This is a genomic window from Pseudomonas sp. FP1742, assembly GCF_030687145.1.
GTDB classification, from domain to species: domain Bacteria; phylum Pseudomonadota; class Gammaproteobacteria; order Pseudomonadales; family Pseudomonadaceae; genus Aquipseudomonas; species Aquipseudomonas frederiksbergensis_D.
This window is the reverse complement of sequence record NZ_CP117460.1, coordinates 1,674,384-1,692,060: the sequence shown is the minus strand read 5'-3', so window position 1 is coordinate 1,692,060 and position 17,677 is coordinate 1,674,384. Positions and strand designations below refer to the sequence as shown.

20 protein-coding genes are annotated in these 17,677 nt (G+C 60.2%); 12 read left to right on the top strand and 8 right to left on the bottom strand.

The window, feature by feature from the left end; genetic code table 11:
* The first annotated feature begins 752 nt into the window (after positions 1 to 752).
* Together PSH64_RS07560 and PSH64_RS07555 are read left to right on the top strand one after the other, a co-directional pair.
* Positions 753 to 890, top strand: a complete 138-nt coding sequence (locus tag PSH64_RS07560) for a hypothetical protein (RefSeq protein WP_007938535.1) — start codon at positions 753 to 755, stop codon at positions 888 to 890.
* Positions 891 to 957: 67 nt separating this feature from the next.
* Positions 958 to 1,923, top strand: a complete 966-nt coding sequence (locus PSH64_RS07555) for a leucyl aminopeptidase (protein ID WP_305480378.1) — start codon at positions 958 to 960, stop codon at positions 1,921 to 1,923.
* A gap of 199 nt (positions 1,924 to 2,122) precedes the next feature.
* Here PSH64_RS07555 and rluB read toward each other — a convergent pair whose 3' ends face one another.
* The 5 genes from rluB to PSH64_RS07530 form a co-directional block, all read right to left on the bottom strand.
* Positions 2,123 to 3,388: a 23S rRNA pseudouridine(2605) synthase RluB gene (gene rluB, locus PSH64_RS07550; protein WP_105339886.1), complete on the bottom strand. Its 1,266-nt coding sequence runs from the start codon at positions 3,386 to 3,388 to the stop codon at positions 2,123 to 2,125.
* Positions 3,389 to 3,688: 300 nt separating this feature from the next.
* Entirely contained in the window at positions 3,689 to 4,666 is a 978-nt protein-coding gene (gene scpB, locus PSH64_RS07545) for an SMC-Scp complex subunit ScpB (RefSeq protein WP_305480377.1), read from the bottom strand.
* 11 nt (positions 4,667 to 4,677) lie between these two features.
* A complete protein-coding gene (locus PSH64_RS07540) occupies positions 4,678 to 5,376 on the bottom strand; it encodes a ScpA family protein (RefSeq protein ID WP_181150618.1) in 699 nt (232 codons plus the stop codon).
* A 126-nt stretch (positions 5,377 to 5,502) separates the two neighbouring features.
* Positions 5,503 to 6,132, bottom strand: a complete 630-nt coding sequence (locus PSH64_RS07535) for an L-threonylcarbamoyladenylate synthase (protein ID WP_105339956.1) — start codon at positions 6,130 to 6,132, stop codon at positions 5,503 to 5,505.
* A 13-nt stretch (positions 6,133 to 6,145) separates the two neighbouring features.
* Positions 6,146 to 7,009, bottom strand: a complete 864-nt coding sequence (locus tag PSH64_RS07530) for a PHP domain-containing protein (RefSeq protein ID WP_305480376.1) — start codon at positions 7,007 to 7,009, stop codon at positions 6,146 to 6,148.
* An 87-nt stretch (positions 7,010 to 7,096) separates the two neighbouring features.
* On the opposite strand from PSH64_RS07530, the gene PSH64_RS07525 reads away from it, so the two are divergent.
* The 6 genes from PSH64_RS07525 to PSH64_RS07500 all read left to right on the top strand — a co-directional run bounded on the left by PSH64_RS07525 (position 7,097) and on the right by PSH64_RS07500 (position 11,337).
* Complete coding sequence (locus PSH64_RS07525; protein ID WP_105339890.1) at positions 7,097 to 7,693, top strand: septation protein A; 597 nt, start codon at positions 7,097 to 7,099, stop codon at positions 7,691 to 7,693.
* A gap of 1 nt (position 7,694) precedes the next feature.
* Positions 7,695 to 7,994, top strand: coding sequence for a YciI family protein (locus tag PSH64_RS07520; RefSeq protein WP_019579534.1), 300 nt, complete (start codon positions 7,695 to 7,697; stop codon positions 7,992 to 7,994).
* A 110-nt stretch (positions 7,995 to 8,104) separates the two neighbouring features.
* Positions 8,105 to 8,515, top strand: coding sequence for a translation initiation factor 2 (locus PSH64_RS07515; protein ID WP_105339891.1), 411 nt, complete (start codon positions 8,105 to 8,107; stop codon positions 8,513 to 8,515).
* Positions 8,516 to 8,522: 7 nt separating this feature from the next.
* On the top strand, positions 8,523 to 9,200 hold the full coding sequence (locus PSH64_RS07510) for a response regulator transcription factor (RefSeq protein ID WP_305480375.1): 678 nt from the start codon (positions 8,523 to 8,525) through the stop codon (positions 9,198 to 9,200).
* A gap of 170 nt (positions 9,201 to 9,370) precedes the next feature.
* On the top strand, positions 9,371 to 9,820 hold the full coding sequence (locus tag PSH64_RS07505; protein WP_305480374.1) for a Spy/CpxP family protein refolding chaperone: 450 nt from the start codon (positions 9,371 to 9,373) through the stop codon (positions 9,818 to 9,820).
* A 176-nt stretch (positions 9,821 to 9,996) separates the two neighbouring features.
* On the top strand, positions 9,997 to 11,337 hold the full coding sequence (locus PSH64_RS07500) for a cell wall metabolism sensor histidine kinase WalK (RefSeq protein WP_105339894.1): 1,341 nt from the start codon (positions 9,997 to 9,999) through the stop codon (positions 11,335 to 11,337).
* 98 nt (positions 11,338 to 11,435) lie between these two features.
* Here PSH64_RS07500 and PSH64_RS07495 read toward each other — a convergent pair whose 3' ends face one another.
* Positions 11,436 to 12,005, bottom strand: a complete 570-nt coding sequence (locus PSH64_RS07495) for an NAD(P)H nitroreductase (protein WP_305480373.1) — start codon at positions 12,003 to 12,005, stop codon at positions 11,436 to 11,438.
* Between the two features lie 121 nt (positions 12,006 to 12,126).
* Between PSH64_RS07495 and PSH64_RS07490 the strand changes: the two genes are divergently transcribed.
* Positions 12,127 to 13,581, top strand: coding sequence for a TrkH family potassium uptake protein (locus PSH64_RS07490; RefSeq protein ID WP_105339896.1), 1,455 nt, complete (start codon positions 12,127 to 12,129; stop codon positions 13,579 to 13,581).
* Here the strand turns inward: PSH64_RS07490 and PSH64_RS07485 are convergent.
* Positions 13,538 to 14,599, bottom strand: a complete 1,062-nt coding sequence (locus PSH64_RS07485) for an AraC family transcriptional regulator (RefSeq protein WP_219847830.1) — start codon at positions 14,597 to 14,599, stop codon at positions 13,538 to 13,540. The genes PSH64_RS07490 and PSH64_RS07485 overlap by 44 nt on opposite strands.
* Before the next feature lie 157 nt (positions 14,600 to 14,756).
* Between PSH64_RS07485 and PSH64_RS07480 the strand changes: the two genes are divergently transcribed.
* Together PSH64_RS07480 and PSH64_RS07475 are read left to right on the top strand one after the other, a co-directional pair.
* Complete coding sequence (locus PSH64_RS07480; RefSeq protein ID WP_105339898.1) at positions 14,757 to 15,068, top strand: Mpo1-like protein; 312 nt, start codon at positions 14,757 to 14,759, stop codon at positions 15,066 to 15,068.
* A 99-nt stretch (positions 15,069 to 15,167) separates the two neighbouring features.
* Positions 15,168 to 15,758: an HD domain-containing protein gene (locus PSH64_RS07475; protein WP_105339899.1), complete on the top strand. Its 591-nt coding sequence runs from the start codon at positions 15,168 to 15,170 to the stop codon at positions 15,756 to 15,758.
* Positions 15,759 to 15,911: 153 nt separating this feature from the next.
* Here PSH64_RS07475 and PSH64_RS07470 read toward each other — a convergent pair whose 3' ends face one another.
* Entirely contained in the window at positions 15,912 to 16,727 is an 816-nt protein-coding gene (locus tag PSH64_RS07470) for a UDP-2,3-diacylglucosamine diphosphatase (RefSeq protein WP_063342878.1), read from the bottom strand.
* Between the two features lie 149 nt (positions 16,728 to 16,876).
* Here PSH64_RS07470 and PSH64_RS07465 point away from each other — a divergent pair, with 149 nt between their 5' ends.
* Positions 16,877 to 17,635, top strand: coding sequence for an AraC family transcriptional regulator (locus PSH64_RS07465; protein ID WP_105339900.1), 759 nt, complete (start codon positions 16,877 to 16,879; stop codon positions 17,633 to 17,635).
* Positions 17,636 to 17,677: the final 42 nt, after the last annotated feature.

Sequence of the window (17,677 nt, the reverse complement as noted above, 5' to 3'; positions counted from 1 at the left end):
CCGATAGCCTTGAGGTTTGCGCTGTTACGCAGAGGGTCACAGTTAAAACGCGGCGCATTGTACACCGCTAACCCCCTGCTGCCAGACACCGCTGGATCAGCGCGTCGGTTGCCGGGATTGCCTGTGTCCGCCTCGAAGGTCTCGGGCGGCAGCAAAAATTGAGTCAGACCTTTGCAGGTCCTCGACGAGGGCAGCAGAAAAATCGCCCCACGATGAGAGATGGAGATGAGTCACGGCGTTCATTGCGCCTCCTTCTTGTTATGCACCTGCACGACAGGCATGGGGCGCATCTCACCTTTCAATCGAGGCTGAGACAAGCGCGCCAGAGCCCTTGAACAGCGCCATCGCGGCGGCGGACGGCAGGTTTTCCTTACAGCCCTTTGCACAGCGGCATTCCATGGGGTTTGAGCGCGCTTTTCGTAAGGATTTATTTACAGAGCGTAACGCATGCTTTCCAAATCAGATCCAGAGAGCCGTCGACTGTAAATTGACGATAGGAAGCTTCCTAAGGAGTTTTCCGACTTAGTTTTCTGTTTTTTATTAGGAAATTTACTTTTTGAAAAATGGAATAATTAGTTCAAATAAAAATTATTTAATTATTTTTTTGCAATTCAAAAACCTGTGAACTAGGTTTTCAGCGACTTGCCGAGCCGCATCGACCGGCAAGTTGACGCGCTCTTCAATGAATGAAAAACGCGCCACTGTTCTTACCGAAGCTGTTCTTACCGAAAAAGTCATCTAGGAGATTCACCATGCAAGCACTGGACAAAGACTTGGACACTGAACTGCAACTGGACGATTGGTTTGAAGCACCGACCCATGAAGCCGCCGTTGAAATGATGCAAGCCGACGCGGTTGTTCCGTTCGGCACGGCGATGTGGCCTCTGTAAGGCATCCCGACGGGCACGATCCGGCCGGTCGTGCCCGCCACTTACCTGGTCCGTCAGGGAGGACTACATGGATAAGCAGCGCGCCATTTCGCATTTCCTTTACTACCTCGAACATCACCCTGCCGTTGCCGGTATCAACCCGGCGAAGGTCTTGCTCGGCCATACCGCTGATTACGAGGCGCTGACCGGCGCCATCGCCGAACAGGCCGGCAACAGCCCAAGTTTCAGTTTCAGCGCGATGCGCCTGGACCTCGAACCCACCGAATTGCTGGCCAAGGCAATTATCGACAGCGATCTGTACATCTTCTTCTACGACTCTTCCACCCTGCCCAACCCGCGCCCCGACGGCCCGGACTTTGTCCGCGCGCTGCAAGGCGTGATGGCGGAAAACTGGAAGAAGTCGCTGCTGTTCAAGGATTACGGCGATTACTTCTACGACACGTTCAGTGTCACCCCGCAGCGGATTGCCGGGCTGAACAGCCACTTGATCCAGCGCATGTCCCACGCCACCACTTTAAGTTTCAAAGATGATCACGGCTCGTGGTTCGAAACACCATTGAGCAGTATCAAGAAGTGGACCGACATCAACGGTGTCGGCAACTTCGATCTGGCGCCCGGCGAGATCGCCACCCATAGCGAGGCCATTAATGGCCGGGTCAAGTTTATGGGGACGTTCCTCAGCACCATTCCGTTTGCCCGCAAGTACGGCGTACTGTCGTCACCGCTGGAGTTGTGGATCGAGAACTCGACCATCAGCAAAATCGCCACCGACGTGCCGGGACTGGAACATGACTTCAACAAGTACCTGGACGCCAATCCGTCCAATCGACGCATCGAGGAGTTGGGGATCGGCACCAACGAAGGCGTGAAAGAGTTGTATGCGCGCAATGCCGGGTTCGAGGAACGTCATTGCGGGCTGCACTTGGGGTTGGGCGGAGGCGCCAAGGGCAGCCATCATCTGGACCTGATCTTCTCTGGCGGCGTGTTGGCGCTCGATGATGAGCCGGTGTTTGATGGGCGGTTTGTGTTTTAACTCAAGATTTTGCGGTGATGCGGCTGACGCCTTCGCGGGCAAGCCCGCTCCCACATTGATCGCATCCCTATGAAACAACCCGGTCACCTGTGGGAGCGGGCTTGCCCGCGATGACTGACTTGTAAACACCATATCCCTAAAACCAGACACAAAAAAACGCCATCCCGAGGGATGGCGTTTTTCATGGAGCGCTTACCGATTACTCAGGCTTGCGACGACCGAAGCCCGGACGCTGCCCCGAACCGGCTGGCGCGCCGCGGCGCTTGCCCGATGGTGCGTCCTTGTCGACCAGAACGATGCCTGGGCGTTTCTTCGGCGCCGGCTTGGCCGGGCGCTTGGTGTCGGCCGGGCGGTCTGCCACCGGCGTACCACGGCCGGCAGGCGCACCGCGATCGCTACGACCAGCGGACGGAGCGCCACGGCCTTCGCCACGCTCAGTGCGACCATTGGCCGGACGCGGCGTGCGTGGACCGCGCTCGCCGTCCTGGCGTGGCGCTGGCTTGCGGGCCGGGCGCTCGCCTTCGATCTGCGGCTCGCGAGATGGACGCGGACCGGCAGCCGGGGCGCCAGTGGCAGGACGCAGGGTCCGTACGCGTTCGGTCTTGCCCACCGGGCGGGACGATTTGCGCTGCATACGCTCGAGCTTGTCTTTGCTCTTGGCGGTCATTTGCGGCATCGCCACCGGCGTCAGGCCGACTTCAGCACTCAGAATGTCGACTTCCTGCTGACTCATTTCGCGCCAGCGACCCATCGGCAGGTCGGAGTTGAGGAACACCGGACCGAAACGCACGCGCTTCAGGCGGCTGACCACCAGGCCCTGGGATTCCCACAGGCGACGAACTTCGCGGTTACGACCTTCCATCACCACGCAGTGGTACCAGTGGTTGAAACCTTCGCCACCTGGCGCCTGCTTGATGTCGGTGAACTTGGCCGGACCGTCTTCGAGCACCACGCCCGCCTTCAGGCGTTCGATCATCTCGTCGTCGACTTCGCCACGTACACGGACGGCGTATTCACGGTCCATTTCGTAGGACGGGTGCATCAGGCGGTTGGCCAGCTCACCGTCGGTGGTGAACATCAAGAGACCTGTGGTGTTGATGTCCAGGCGACCGATGTTGATCCAGCGACCTTCTTTCGGGCGCGGCATCTTGTCGAACACGGTCGGACGGCCTTCCGGGTCGTCACGGGTGCAGATTTCACCGTCGGGTTTGTTGTACATGATCACGCGGCGTACCGACTCGGCGGCTTCTTCGCGCTTGATCACCTTGCCATCGATGGTGATGGCGTCATGCAGATCGACGCGCAGGCCAAGAGTGGCGTCTTTGCCATTGACCTTGATGCGGCCGTGGCTGATCCAGGCTTCTACGTCACGGCGCGAGCCGACGCCGATACGGGCGAGGACTTTCTGCAGTTTTTCGCCTGCTGGGCCGATTTCCTGGTCGTCTTTCTGGTCGTTGATACTCATCTGGGCACCTCCCGGTGTGATCAAGTTCAGGCCTTGGCCTGAAGATGTGAAATCTGGTCGTTTGACGAAGGGATCGCCAAAGGGTCGCGAATCATACGCTCATGGAAGCGTTCGCGCATCAGAGACTAGCTGATCGACAGTCAGTTATTGGTTTTTCCGCCGGCCGGTGGCGCAGAGTTCGAATTCAATACAGATCCCATGTGGGAGCGGGCTTGCTCGCGAAGACGGAGTGTCAGTCGACATCACCGCTGCCTGACACACCGCTTTCGCGAGCAAGCCCGCTCCCACATGGGATTCGTGTCAGTCTTCGAATTGGCGGCGTTCAGCCTCGATCGCTTCGGCCAGAGCCTGGGCTTCGGCTTCTTCATCGCTGAGTTCAGGTTCGGGCTTGGGTTGCTCAAGCGCAGCAACAGCGGCCAGCAGCTTCTCGCGAGCTTCGGCAACGCCAAGAATGTCGTCTTCCTGTTCTTCTTCGACGGTGGCTTCGGGCTCTACCTGAAGCTCAACGTCGATTTCCGGCTCCGGCGGCTGCCCCAAAACCTCTTCGGTCTCGGTCAACTCGCCATCGCGCAGCAAATCGTCGAAGTCGGTCTTGAGCCCCTCCTCCATGGTGTCCAGTTCCAGCAACAGCGTGTGGAAGCTGGTTTCTTCCTTGGGTTCTTCCGGCTCGGCACTGGCATCCGCCAATTCTTGCAATCCGGCCGGCACCGGCGCGTCGTCGAAATCGAGGACAGGATCAGGTTCCAGCTCTCGCAGTTCGGCCAGCGGCGGCAGGTCGTCGAGGTTCTTCAGGTTGAAGTGGTCGAGAAAGGCCTTGGTGGTGGCGAACATCGCCGGTTTGCCGGGCACGTCACGGTAACCGACGATGCGGATCCACTCGCGCTCCAGCAGGGTTTTGACGATGTGGCTGTTGACCGCCACACCCCGTACATCTTCAATCTCGCCCCGGGTGATCGGCTGGCGATAGGCGATCAGGGCCATGGTTTCGAGCATGGCCCGTGAGTAACGCTGCGGCCGCTCTTCCCACAAGCGTCCGACCCACGGCGCGAACTTTTCGCGGATCTGCAGGCGATACCCGGAGGCGACTTCCTTCAACTCGAAGGCTCGGCCATCGCAGGACTTGGCCAGAATCGTCAGGGCTTTCTTGAAAACCGCTGGTTCGGGCCGTTCGCCCTCTTCGAAGAGTTCGAACAGGCGTTCAAGTGATTGCGGTTTTCCCGAGGCCAACAGAAAGGCTTCAAGCAGTGGCGCCAGCTCGCGGGGTTCAGTCAGGTTCATGATTCAACTCGTTATTCGGCTCGGGCCCGGACATGGATCGCCGCGAACGGCTCATTCTGCACCAGCTCGACCAAGGATTCCTTGACCAGTTCGAGGATCGCCATAAAGGTCACCACCACCCCCAGGCGCCCTTCTTCAGCGGTGAACAGCTCGACAAAGGGCACGAAACCGGCGCCCTTGAGCCGTTCCAGCACATCGCTCATGCGCTCGCGGGTGGACAGTGCCTCGCGGCTGACCTGGTGGCTTTCGAACATGTCGCCACGGCGCAAGACTTCGGCCATGGACATCAGCAGTTCTTCCAGGCTCACGTCCGGCAGCAGCTTGCGCGCCCTGGCCTCCGGGGCGTCGAGCTTGGGTACCACCACGTCGCGGCCGACGCGACTCAGGCCATCGATGCCTTCGGCGGCCACCTTGAAGCGTTCGTATTCCTGCAAGCGGCGAATCAATTCGGCCCGGGGGTCATCCTCTTCGTCCTCGATCGTTTCGGCTCGCGGCAGCAACATCCGCGACTTGATCTCGGCGAGCATCGCGGCCATCACCAGGTACTCGGCGGCCAGCTCCAGGCGCACCGACTGCATCAACTCGACATAACCCATGTACTGCCGGGTGATTTCCGCCACCGGGATGTCGAGGATGTTGATGTTCTGTTTGCGGATCAGGTACAGCAACAGGTCGAGCGGGCCTTCGAAGGCGTCAAGAAAGACCTCCAGGGCATCCGGCGGGATGTACAGGTCCAGCGGCATTTCCATGACCGCCTGGCCATAGACCATGGCGAAAGGCAGTTCTTGCTGGGCACCGGCCTGGCTGTCGACAGGTTCTGGTTCTACCGCAGACATCTACGCCTCGGCCATGAATGGCGCTGGGTCACCGCAACCGACGCGGATCACTTCCGGCTCGCCATCGGCGAGGTTGATCACGGTAGAGGCCTTGATCCCGCCGAAACCGCCGTCGATGATCAGGTCCACCTGATGCTCCAGCAACTGACGCATTTCGTAGGGATCGGTCAACGGGTCGGTATCGCCGGGCATGATCAGGGTCACGCTCATCAGCGGTTCGCCGAGTTCTTCCAGCAGCGCCAAGGCAATCGGGTGGCTTGGCACGCGCAGGCCGATGGTGCGTTTTTTCGGGTGCAGCAACAGCCGCGGGACTTCGCGGGTGGCGTTGAGAATGAAGGTGTAAGGCCCCGGCAAGTGGGCCTTGAGCAAACGGAAGGTGCCGGTGTCGATCTTGGCGAACAGCCCCAACTGCGACAGGTCGCTGCAAATCAGCGCGAAGTTGTGTTTCTCATCCAGCTGACGCAGCCGACGCACACGTTCCACGGCGGTCTTGTCGCCGATCTGGCAACCAATGGCGTAGGAAGAGTCGGTGGGATAAATCACCACCCCGCCGTTGCGGATGATCTCGACAGCCTGTTTGATCAGGCGCGCTTGCGGGTTTTCCGGATGAATCTGGAAAAATTGACTCACATTCTCTACCTGTTCAGACGGCGGCAATAATTGGGTCATGTTTGAACCGACACCATAGTGGTGGCAGATCCTCCGGGAGCGGGCGGTATTCACCGATCTCGGACCAGCCTCCAGGGCCATGAAAATCACTGCCGGCGCTGACCAGCAGACCAAACTCGCGGGCTAGAATCGCCAGGCTGCCTATCTGTTCGGCAGGCTGATGGCCATTGACCACTTCTATGGCGTGGCCCCCTGCTTGAATATAGTCAGAAATCAGGCGGCGACGTTTGCTGCGAGTGAAATCGTAGTGCCACGGATGCGCCAGGCTGACCCAGGCACCCGCGGCGCGCAGGGTTTCGACGGTGTCTTCCAGGGTCGGCCAGTGTTGTTTGACGTCCCCCAGTTTGCCGGCGCCCAGCCATTTGCGGAACGCTTCGGCGCGATCCTTGACGAAACCTTCACGCACCATCCAGTCGGCGAAGTGCGGACGGGCCGGCGCGTTGCCGCTGTCGCCCAGTTCCTGCTGGATGGCCCGGGCACCGTCAAGCGCCCCCGGCATACCTTTAAGCGCCAACTTGCGGCCTATTTCTTCGGACCGTAGCCAACGGCCATCGTGCAATTTTGCGATGGCCTCGACCAACGGCGCGGCATTGACGTCGAAACCATAGCCCAGCACATGAATGGTCGCCCCGCCCCAGGTGCAGGACAATTCGACGCCGTTGACCAGTTGCATCCCCAGCGCCGTCGCGGCGCTACGGGCCTCGTCAAGGCCTTCGAGGGTGTCGTGATCGGTCAACGCCAGGACTCGCACGCCGTTCTCGAACGCACGCGCAACCAGTGCCGCAGGCGCCAGGGCGCCATCGGAGGCCGTGCTATGGCAATGCAAATCAACATTCACAGGACTGTGTTACCTCAAATCAGCTGACGCTATCGCGCGTCAATATGTTTGTTATTATGCCGCCACATCCTGCTTCTGGCTGCCACTGTGAAACAATTCATCGACTTCATCCCGCTTTTGCTGTTTTTCATCGTCTTCAAAATCGATCCACGGGTCGTCGATATTGGCGGTCATCAACTGACCGTAGGGGGCATATACAGCGCCACCGCGATGCTGATCATCAGCTCCCTGGTGGTCTACGGCACGCTGTACATCAAGCAGCGCAAGCTGGAGAAGAGCCAGTGGCTGACCCTCATTGCCTGCCTGGTCTTCGGCAGCCTGACCCTGGCGTTCCACAGCGAGACCTTCCTGAAATGGAAAGCGCCGGTGGTCAACTGGCTGTTCGCCCTCGCGTTCATCGGCAGCCATTTCGTCGGTGACCAACTGCTGATCAAACGCATCATGGGCCACGCGCTGACCCTGCCGGAGCCCATCTGGACCCGCCTGAACATCGCCTGGATCGGTTTTTTCCTGTTTTGCGGAGCCGCCAACCTGTTCGTCGCGTTCACCTTCCAGAGCTACTGGGTAGACTTCAAGGTCTTCGGCAGCCTGGGCATGACTTTGCTGTTCCTGGTCGGCCAGGGCATTTACTTGTCCCGTCACTTGCACGACGCCGACACCACAACGCCAAAAACCGAGGACTGACATGCTTTACGCAATCATTGCCACAGACGTCGCCAACTCCCTGGAAGCCCGACTGGCCGCACGGCCTGCGCACCTCGAGCGTCTGCAAGTGCTCAAGGGCGAAGGGCGCATCGTATTGGCCGGCCCCCACCCGGCGGTCGACAGCAATGATCCGGGCGCTGCCGGTTTCACCGGCAGCCTGATCGTCGCCGAATTCGAATCCCTGAGCGCCGCCAAGGCCTGGGCCGACGCCGATCCGTACGTTGCCGCAGGCGTCTACGCCAATGTTCTGGTCAAGCCGTTCAAGCAAGTCCTGCCGTAAACTTCTCGCGTGCGGTGAGTCTTGTCGATTCATCGCGCGTTCAATCGCTCATTATTCTCGTTTACCGGCCGACAACCTGCCCAATACTCGTATTGGAATCAGGAGTTGCGATGCGCAAAGGTCCGTTGTGTCTGATGTTGGTAACGTTGTCGATCATGGCGCCCGCCCACGGTGAAGAAAGCACCGAAGGCAGCAACTCGACCCCACTGTCCTTGAGTGCCGGCAGCCAGATCACCGAGTTGCAGCAACGCTTGAAGGCAAGCGAACAGCAACGGGAAACACTGAGCAAACAACTGCAAAATACCGATGGCGAACGCGAAAGCGCCCAGTTGAGCCGGTTGCGCCAAGAGAACCAGCGCCTGAAGCTGCAACTCAAGGAAGCCCTGGCCAGCCCGCTGCCGCGCCTGCTGACCGATCAGCAGCAGTGGTTCGTTATCGGGGCCGCGGTAGCGCTATTGGCCCTGCTCTGCGGTATCTTCGCCAGTGGTGCCACCAGAAAACGTAGGCAATGGCTAAATTGAGTGAGTCATGAGCGAGCTGTTACTAATTGATGATGACCAGGAGCTGTGTGAACTCCTGAGCAGTTGGCTGAGCCAGGAAGGCTTTCAGGTTCGCGCCTGCCACGATGGCCAAAGCGCCCGGCGCGCGCTGGCCGAAACGGCTCCGGCGGCGGTGGTGCTGGACGTGATGCTGCCCGACGGCAGCGGCCTGGAACTGCTCAAACAACTGCGCAGCGACCATCCGGATCTGCCGGTGCTGATGCTCTCGGCCCGTGGCGAACCGCTGGACCGCATCCTCGGCCTGGAACTGGGCGCCGACGATTACCTGGCCAAGCCGTGCGACCCACGGGAGCTGACAGCCCGTCTGCGCGCGGTGTTGCGCCGCAGCCATCCGACGGCCGTCTCCAGCCAGCTCGAGTTGGGCGACCTGTGCTTCAGCCCGGTGCGTGGGGTGGTCAGCATTGATGAGCAGGAGTTCACCCTGACCGTCTCCGAAAGCCGCCTGCTCGAAGCCCTGCTCAAGCAGCCCGGCGAACCACTGGACAAACAGGAACTGGCGCAAATCGCCCTCGGCCGCAAACTGACCCTGTATGACCGCAGCCTGGATATGCACGTCAGCAACCTGCGCAAAAAAATCGGCCCACACCCCGACGGCCGCCCGCGCATCGTGGCCCTGCGCAGTCGCGGCTACTACTACAGCCTCTGAATCCGACACGCCAAGTTTCGTCAGAGAGAAATAGGCGAAGTGCTGGAATTGTCAGGAAGGCACAAAACCCTCTTTACCCAAGCTTTACGCTCCACTGACTGCCGCTGACCTTGATCTGCGTAATCTGTACTCATCCGGAACGTACCGGGAACGAGACAAGGAGATACACCATGCGTAAGACTCTTATCGCTCTGATGTTTGCTGCCGCCCTGCCGACCGTTGCCATGGCCATGCCTGAAGGCCCAGGCCCGCTGGGTGATCACATGGACGGCTCACGCTATGGCGGTCAGATGCACGGCATGCACGGTAAAGGTCCTTACAGCCAACTGGACCTGAGCCGCGAACAGCGCGAGCAGATCCGCAAGATCATGGGCGAGCAGATGCACGAGCGTCGGCAACTGATCGACAAGTACCTGGAAAAACTTTCGCCAGCCGACCAGAAATCCCTGAAAGACGAGATGGAGGCCAGGCACAAGAAAGCCGAAGCCGACGTTCGCGCCGTGCTGAAACCGGATCAACAGAAGCAATTCGACGAAATCCAGAAGAAACAGGCAGAACGTCGCGCCGAGTGGGCCGAGTTCCAGGCCTGGAAAGCGCAGCAAGCGCAAAAGGCGCAATAATGCGTTAACCCTGGACCCAACGGCTAAACCCCGTTGGGTCTGATGCCACTCAATTTAATGTGGGAGCGGGCTTGCTCGCGAAAGCGGAGTGTCAGACAGCATTAATGTCGCCTGACACACCCTCTTCGCGAGCAAGCCCGCTCCCACATGGATTTGCGTTTGTTCGAGGATTTTCTGTGCGCTCATTGTTCTGGCGTATCCTGGCCAGCTTCTGGCTGGCTATCGCTCTGGTTGCAGGGCTTTCCATTCTGCTGGGGCACATGCTCAACCAGGACGCGTGGATTCTCAGTCGTCACCCGGGCCTCAACACCCTGGCCGAACAATGGACGCAAACCTACGAAAGCCAGGGCGAAGAAGCCGCCCAGGACATCCTTGAGCAGCGCAAGCGCCAATATCACATCGACGTTCAGGTGCTCAACGAGACGGGCGACCCCGTGGTGCGCGGCACCTTCCCTCGGCGTGCGGCCGCCTTCGAAGCACGGCAGCAAAACGATGATCGACGCCTGCCATGGCGGCGCCTGACCGATGAATACACCAGCGCCAAGACGGGCGACACCTACCTGCTGATCTACCGCATTCCACACCCGGAGCTGGACGCCTGGCACCGGGAAAGCCTGCTCTGGCCATTGAGTGCGCTGGGTATCGCCCTGGTGGTGCTGACCCTGTTCAGCCTGCTCGTGACCCTCTCCATCACCCGACCGCTAAGCCGTTTACGCGGCGCGGTGCATGAGTTGGGGCAAACCACCTATCAGCAAAACAGCCTGGCGCAACTGGCCAACCGCCGCGATGAGTTCGGTGTGCTGGCCAACGACTTCAACCGCATGGGCGCGCGCCTGCAAAGCCTGATCGGCAGTCAGCGGCAATTGCTGCGCGACGTGTCCCACGAATTGCGTTCGCCCTTGGCCCGACTGCGCATTGCGCTGGCACTGGCCGAACGGGCCAATCCCCAGGAGCGGGAAAAACTCTGGCCGCGTTTGACCCGTGAATGCGATCGACTGGAAGCACTGATCAGCGAAATCCTGGTGTTGGCGCGGGTCGATGCCGATAACGCCAGTGCCGAAGAAGTGGACCTCAATGCGCTGCTCAACACCCTGCAAAAGGACGCTCAGCTAGGTTCGCCAGAGCAGAACGTGCGCCTTGAGGCCGAGCCGCAACTGAACCTCAGAGGCTGGCCAACCATGATCGAGCGGGCCGTGGACAACCTGCTGCGCAATGCCCAGCGCTTCAACCCGGTCGGGCAACCGATTGAACTGCAGGCGTCGCGTCAGGGCGACAGGATTGTGGTCAGCGTGCGCGATCACGGCCCCGGTGTAGAGGCCGAGCATTTGAATCAGCTGGGGGAACCGTTCTACCGGGCACCGGGGCAGACAACGGCCGGGCATGGCCTGGGGCTGGCCATTGCGCGCCGCGCGGCAGAGCGCCACGGCGGCAGTCTGGTGCTGGCCAATCACCCAGGGGGCGGGTTTATAGCCAGCCTGGAATTGCCGTTGGTACCGGGGGCAGTGGTTCAACCCTGACCCCGTGGGAGCGGGCTTGCTCGCGAAGGCTTAGGCACATCCAGCATCGCAGTGACTGTCAGACCGCTTTCGCGAGCAAGCCCGCTCCCACATTGGATCTACGACTTTTTACCGGGCCAGGCGCTGACAAACTCGGCCAGATCAACCTTCTCTGCAACACGCGGTTCTTTCTGCGGCGTACCGAGATAAAGAAACGCAATCACCTCTTCCCCTTCCGCCAAACCCAACCCTTTGGCCACATGTGGCGAATAGGCCAGCTCACCGGTGCGCCACACCGCGCCAATACCTTGCGCATAGGCTGCCAGCAAAATCCCGTGAGCGGCACAGCCCGCCGCCAACCGTTGCTCGGACTTGGGGTATTTGACGTGATCCTGTAATCGCGCGATCACCACAACCACCAGCGGCGCACGCAGCGGGCCGTTACGGGCCTTGTCCAGCGCGGCTTCCGACACCTCGCCGTCTTGCAGCTTCGCCGCTTCGGCCAACAACTCGCCCATTTGCTCGCGCGCCGCGCCTTCGACTGTCAGGAAGCGCCAGGGCTGCAAATGGCCGTGGTCCGGCGCGCGCATCGCGGCGCCAAACAGCACTTCGCGTTGCTCGGCAGTGGGCGCCGGATCGAGCAGTCGTGGAACGGAAACACGGTTGAGCAAAGCGTCGAGAGCCTGCATCGGCCACCTCCTGAAAAAAATGTCTGCCTATTCTAGCGGTATCCGCCACAGGGCTGCCGGTTTACATGCCCTGCCCCGCAGGTAGAATGGCGCCCTTCCCCTATCAGCCCGAGCGGACTTCATGGCGTTGCCGACCTTACGGATCATTGGTTTCATCATCGGCATCTTCCTGATCACGCTGGCCATTTCCATGGTCGTGCCCATGGCCACCCTGGTGATTTTCGAGCACACCAGCGACCTGCCATCGTTTCTCTGGGCCAGCATGATTACCTTTGTCGCCGGCCTGGCCCTGGTGATTCCGGGGCGCCCCGAACACATCCATCTGCGCCCGCGAGACATGTACCTGCTGACCGTCAGCAGCTGGCTGGTGGTGTGCATCTTCGCCGCCCTGCCGTTCCTGCTGACCCAGAACATCAGCTACACCGACTCATTCTTCGAAAGCATGTCCGGCATCACCGCCACCGGCTCGACGGTGCTCACGGGCCTGGACACCATGTCCCCCGGCATCCTGATATGGCGCTCCTTGCTGCACTGGATCGGCGGGATCGGCTTTATCGGCATGGCGGTCGCGATTCTGCCATTGCTGCGCATCGGTGGCATGCGGCTGTTTCAGACCGAGTCGTCAGACCGTTCCGAAAAGGTCATGCCCCGTTCACACATGGTGGCGCGTTTGATCGTTGCGACCTACGTCGGCATCACCATTTTCGGCAGCCTGGCGTTCTGGTGGGCCGGGATGAGCCCGTTCGACGCGATCAACCACGCGATGTCGGCGATTTCCACCGGTGGTTTCTCAACCTCCGACCAGTCTTTGGCCAAGTGGCCGGAGCCTGCGGTGCATTGGGTCGCGATCGTCATCATGATTCTCGGCGCCCTGCCGTTCACCCTGTATGTAGCGACCCTGCGCGGTAACCGACGGGCCCTGATCAAGGATGAACAGGTGCAAGGCTTGCTCGGCATGTTGCTGGTGACCTGGCTGGTGCTTGGCACCTGGTACTGGTGGACTACCCAGCTGCACTGGCTGGAAGCCTTGCGGCATGTGGCGCTGAACGTGACCTCGGTGGTGACGACGACAGGTTTTGCACTGGGGGACTACAGCCTCTGGGGCAACTTCTCGCTGATGCTGTTCTTTTATCTGGGATTTGTTGGCGGCTGCTCGGGGTCGACCGCTGGCGGGATCAAGATTTTCCGTTTCCAGGTGGCCTACATTCTGCTCAAGGCCAACCTTAACCAGTTGATTCACCCGCGCGCGGTGATCAAGCAGAAATACAACGGCCACCGTCTCGACGAAGAGATCGTGCGCTCGATCCTGACCTTTTCGTTCTTTTTCGCTATCACCATTTGTGTAATCGCACTGCTGTTGTCGTTGCTCGGGGTGGACTGGATGACCGCCCTGACCGGCGCGGCCAGCACGGTGTCCGGCGTCGGCCCGGGGTTGGGCGAAACCATTGGCCCGGCGGGTAACTTCGCCAGCCTGCCGGATGCCGCGAAATGGATTCTCTCGTTCGGCATGTTGCTGGGCCGGCTGGAGATCATTACGGTGTTTGTTCTGTGTATCCCTGCGTTCTGGCGTCACTGACCCGCTGGGGCGCTTCCATCAGCCGCACCCGATATTCGCCGGGAGTGGCGTCGAACCAGCGACGGAAGGCGCGGAAGAAGTTGCTCGGATCGGCAAACCCCAGCAGGTAGGCAATTTCCAGCAAGGTCGTGGCCGGTTGCGCCAGGTATTGCTCGGCCAATTCACGCCGCGTGTCATCCAGCAACGCCTGAAAACTCGTGCCCTCTTCCTGCAGGCGTCGCTGCAAGGTGCGCTGCGACAGATGCAGCGCCTGCGCCACCGCATCACGCTTGGGTTCGCCCTGAGGCAGCAAACGGCACACCACTTGCCGCGCATTGTGGGTCACGCGGCTCTCGGAAAACCGCGCCAGGTACTCGCCGGCAAACCGGTCGTGCAACCGCGCCATGGCCTTGTTGGCGGTGGGCAACGGTGCCTCCATGTCGGCCCGCTCGAAAATCAGGGCGTCATAGGGCGCGTTGAACATCAACGGGGCATGGAAGGCTTGTTTATAGGGTTCAAGATCAACGGGCTCGTTGCCTTGCAGCAACACCCGGCGCGGCTGCAGCGTACGCCCGGTCAACCAGCCACAGAGCGCCAGGGCGCAAGCCATCGACGCTTCCGCACTCTGGCGGGTGGGTGGCAGGTGGTCGCCATGCACCGTCAAAATCAGCGCATAGCCTTCGTCGAGCAAGCGGAAACTCAGGTCGGCACTCTCGGCAATGATTCGCTGATAACGCACCAGGCGCTGAAACCCTTCGGCCAGGGTCTGGCTGGACATCAACGCATAACCGGCGACATGAAAAGATGCCGGTCGCACCACCTTGCCCATGTTCAGGCCGATCGCCGGGTTGCCGGACAGCTCGACCGCGCGCTGCCAGAGCCGCGTCATGGAATCTTGCGGGAAACGCGCATCCGGGTCATCCAGTGCCGCATAGTCGAGCCCTAGCTGCTTGAACAGAACCCGGCAATCCAGGCCGTCCATTTCCAGTGCTTTGACAATCCCCATCGCCCAGCTTGCAGAAGTCGTTCGTTCGCTCATGGCGTTTACTACGTGATGGCCGCATGCCACGACCCAATTCCGAAGGATACTAAAGTGGCGCCTATTGTCACTGCCTGATACTAATGATCACTCTAGACTTAAATAAGCTACGCGCAGCACAACTTGTCGCCTGTAAACAACCACAGAGATCGCTGTCGTGGAAAACATCAAGCGCTTCAATAGCTTCGCTGAGTTTTACCCGTACTACCTCAGCGAACACCGCAACAGCATTTGCCGACGATTGCACTTTGTCGGCACCACGCTGGTCATTCTGGTTCTGGCGCTGACCCTCGGCAAAGGCGCATGGTGGCTGTTGCTGGCGCTGCCGCTGGCCGGTTACAGCTTCGCCTGGGTCGGGCATTTCTTCTTCGAAAAGAATCGCCCTGCAACCTTCCAGCACCCTCTTTACAGCCTGCTCGGCGATTTCGTCATGTACCGCGACATGATTGTGGGGCGAGTGCCGTTCTAGGTTCCATCGGCCACAAAAGCGTCCTGGACAGCCAGTGCGACGCTCAATCCACGCCCTACACTCCAAACATCCCTTTCGATCAGAGCAAGAGGATAGCCGATGAATGCCCGCGCCGGTTTTACCCACATGCAGGACGGCACACAGGAAGACTGGGCGATCATCGCCGCAGATTTCAGTGCCTATGCCCGGCAATTGCCGACACGGATCGTGGCGCATTTGAAACTGCTGGAGGGTGATTTCGGCGGTTTCCCGGTGGATCGCCTGACCCACTCGCTGCAAACCGCCAGCCGTGCCTGGCGCGATGGCCGCGACGAAGAGTATGTGGTCTGCGCCCTGCTCCATGACATTGGCGACACGCTGGGCTCCTACAACCACCCGGACATCGCCGCGGCGATCCTCAAGCCGTTCGTCAGTGCCGAGAACCTGTGGATGGTGGAAAAGCACGGGATTTTCCAGGGCTATTACTTTTTCCATCACCTGGGCATGGACCGGCATCTGCGCGAGCAATTCAGTGCTCATCCGCAGTATCAGGCGACGATCGAATTTTGCGCCCGGTATGACGCGGCGGCGTTTGATCCGGCATACGACACCCTGCCGCTGAGCTTCTTCGAACCGATGATGGAGCGGCTGTTTGCGCAGCCCAAGAACTCGATTTACAAGGCGGCGATGGAAGAGCATTCGCCAGCTTGAAGAATGTCGGGGACCGCTGCGCGGTCCATTCGCGAGCAAGCCCGCTCCCACATTAGATCAGCGATGGTCACAAATATTGTGTTCACAGAAGATCCGATGGGGGAGCGGGCTTGCTCGCGAAGACGCTCGTCCAGACACTCTATTTCTCGAAATTTACGCTGGCTCCGCAACCTTAATGGCCTTCAACTCCGCCTCCCGCGCCTGGGCATCGGCCAACCGATACAACTCGATCGACCCATCCCAATGCTCGATCAGCGCTGTGCACGACTCCACCCAATCCCCGCAATTGAGGTAGTCCACCTCACCCACCTTGCGAATCTCGGCATGGTGAATGTGCCCGCACACCACGCCATGCAACTCGCGCTTAACGCATTCGTGAGCGATGGCTTCTTCAAAATCGCTGATGAAACTGACAGCAGTCTTGACCTTGTGCTTGAGGTACGCCGACAACGACCAGTAGCCGTAGCCGTAACGGGCCCGCCAATGGTTGAGCCAGCGGTTGAGGGTCAGCGTGAACTCGTAGGCCGAATCGCCGAGGAAGGCCAGCCAGCGGTGGTAGCGAGTGATAACGTCGAACTGATCGCCGTGAATCACCAGCAGATGACGACCATCGGCGGTCACGTGCACGGCTTCGTCCACCAGCTGGATATTGCCCAGCATCAGTTTTGAATAACGGCGCAGGAATTCGTCATGATTGCCGGTGACATAGATCACTTCTGTGCCGCGCTTGCTCATGGTCAGCAGGCGACGAATCACATTGGTGTGGGCCTGGGGCCAATACATGCCGCTGCGCAGCTTCCAGCCGTCGATGATGTCACCGACCAGGTAAATTTTGTCGGCGTGATAGCCCTTGAGAAACTGCGACAAGTGTTCGGCCTGGCAGTCCCGGGTGCCCAGATGCACGTCGGAAATCCATAAGGTCCGCACACGTTGCTTACGGCTGGGTTTGGCGAGCTCGGCGCTGGTCATGGGCAACCCTCTGGACAAGTTTTGGCAAGCTTGCGCCGGTCGGGTTAATTGCCCATGACAATCGCAAGTCAGTCCTGTGACAACGCGCGAACCCGGGGCCTCGGTGTAGACTGGCGACTTCACTCATCAACATCGCCCCGAGACCTGCGATGAGACCGATCCTCACACTGCGCCAGTACACCCACGACCTGATCGTCCACAGCCACGACCACGCGCAACTGGTGTTCGGGCTGTCGGGCGCGCTGGACTTCGAGGTCGAGGGGCGTGGCAGTCAGGTGGTGCAGCAGAGTTTCGTGGTGGTGCCGTCCGGCGCGCATCATGCCTGCGACAGTGCCCGTGGCAGTCGTTGCCTGGTGCTGGATGTGCCGAGCGATCAATGGGTGTCTGAGTCACTGGGCGATCACGCCGAAGCCAGCCGTCGCCTGCTCGACAATGCCGGGCGCCTGTCGCTGGACGCCGGGCAAAGCCAACTGGTGAGCTGGCTGGCGGGCAGCCCGATCAGTGATCCGCTGATCGCCCAGCAAGGCGCCGTGCTGTTGCTGGCCAGCCTCAACAATGCCAGGCCCGACAGTGTCGGCGGTCGGCGCCTGCCGTATGCCGCGCTCAATGCACACATCGATCAATACGCCGCCTATCCACTGCAAGTCGCCGACCTGGCGCGCATTGCCGGCCTGTCCAGCGCTCGGTTGCACGCGCGGTTCGTGGCCGAATGCGGGCAAACACCGATGGATTACATCCGCAGTCGCCGACTGCACATCGCCGTGGGCCTGTTGCGCGATTCGACGCTGCCCATTGGCGAGATCGCCTGTCGGGTCGGTTACAGCTCGCAAAGCGCGTTCGCCGCGGCGGTGCTGCGCGAGTTCGGTGCCTCCCCCGGTACATTGCGCCGCGAGGCTGGCGACAAATGACGCGAGTCTGGCGACAGACACTCGCAACAACATCGTTCATTG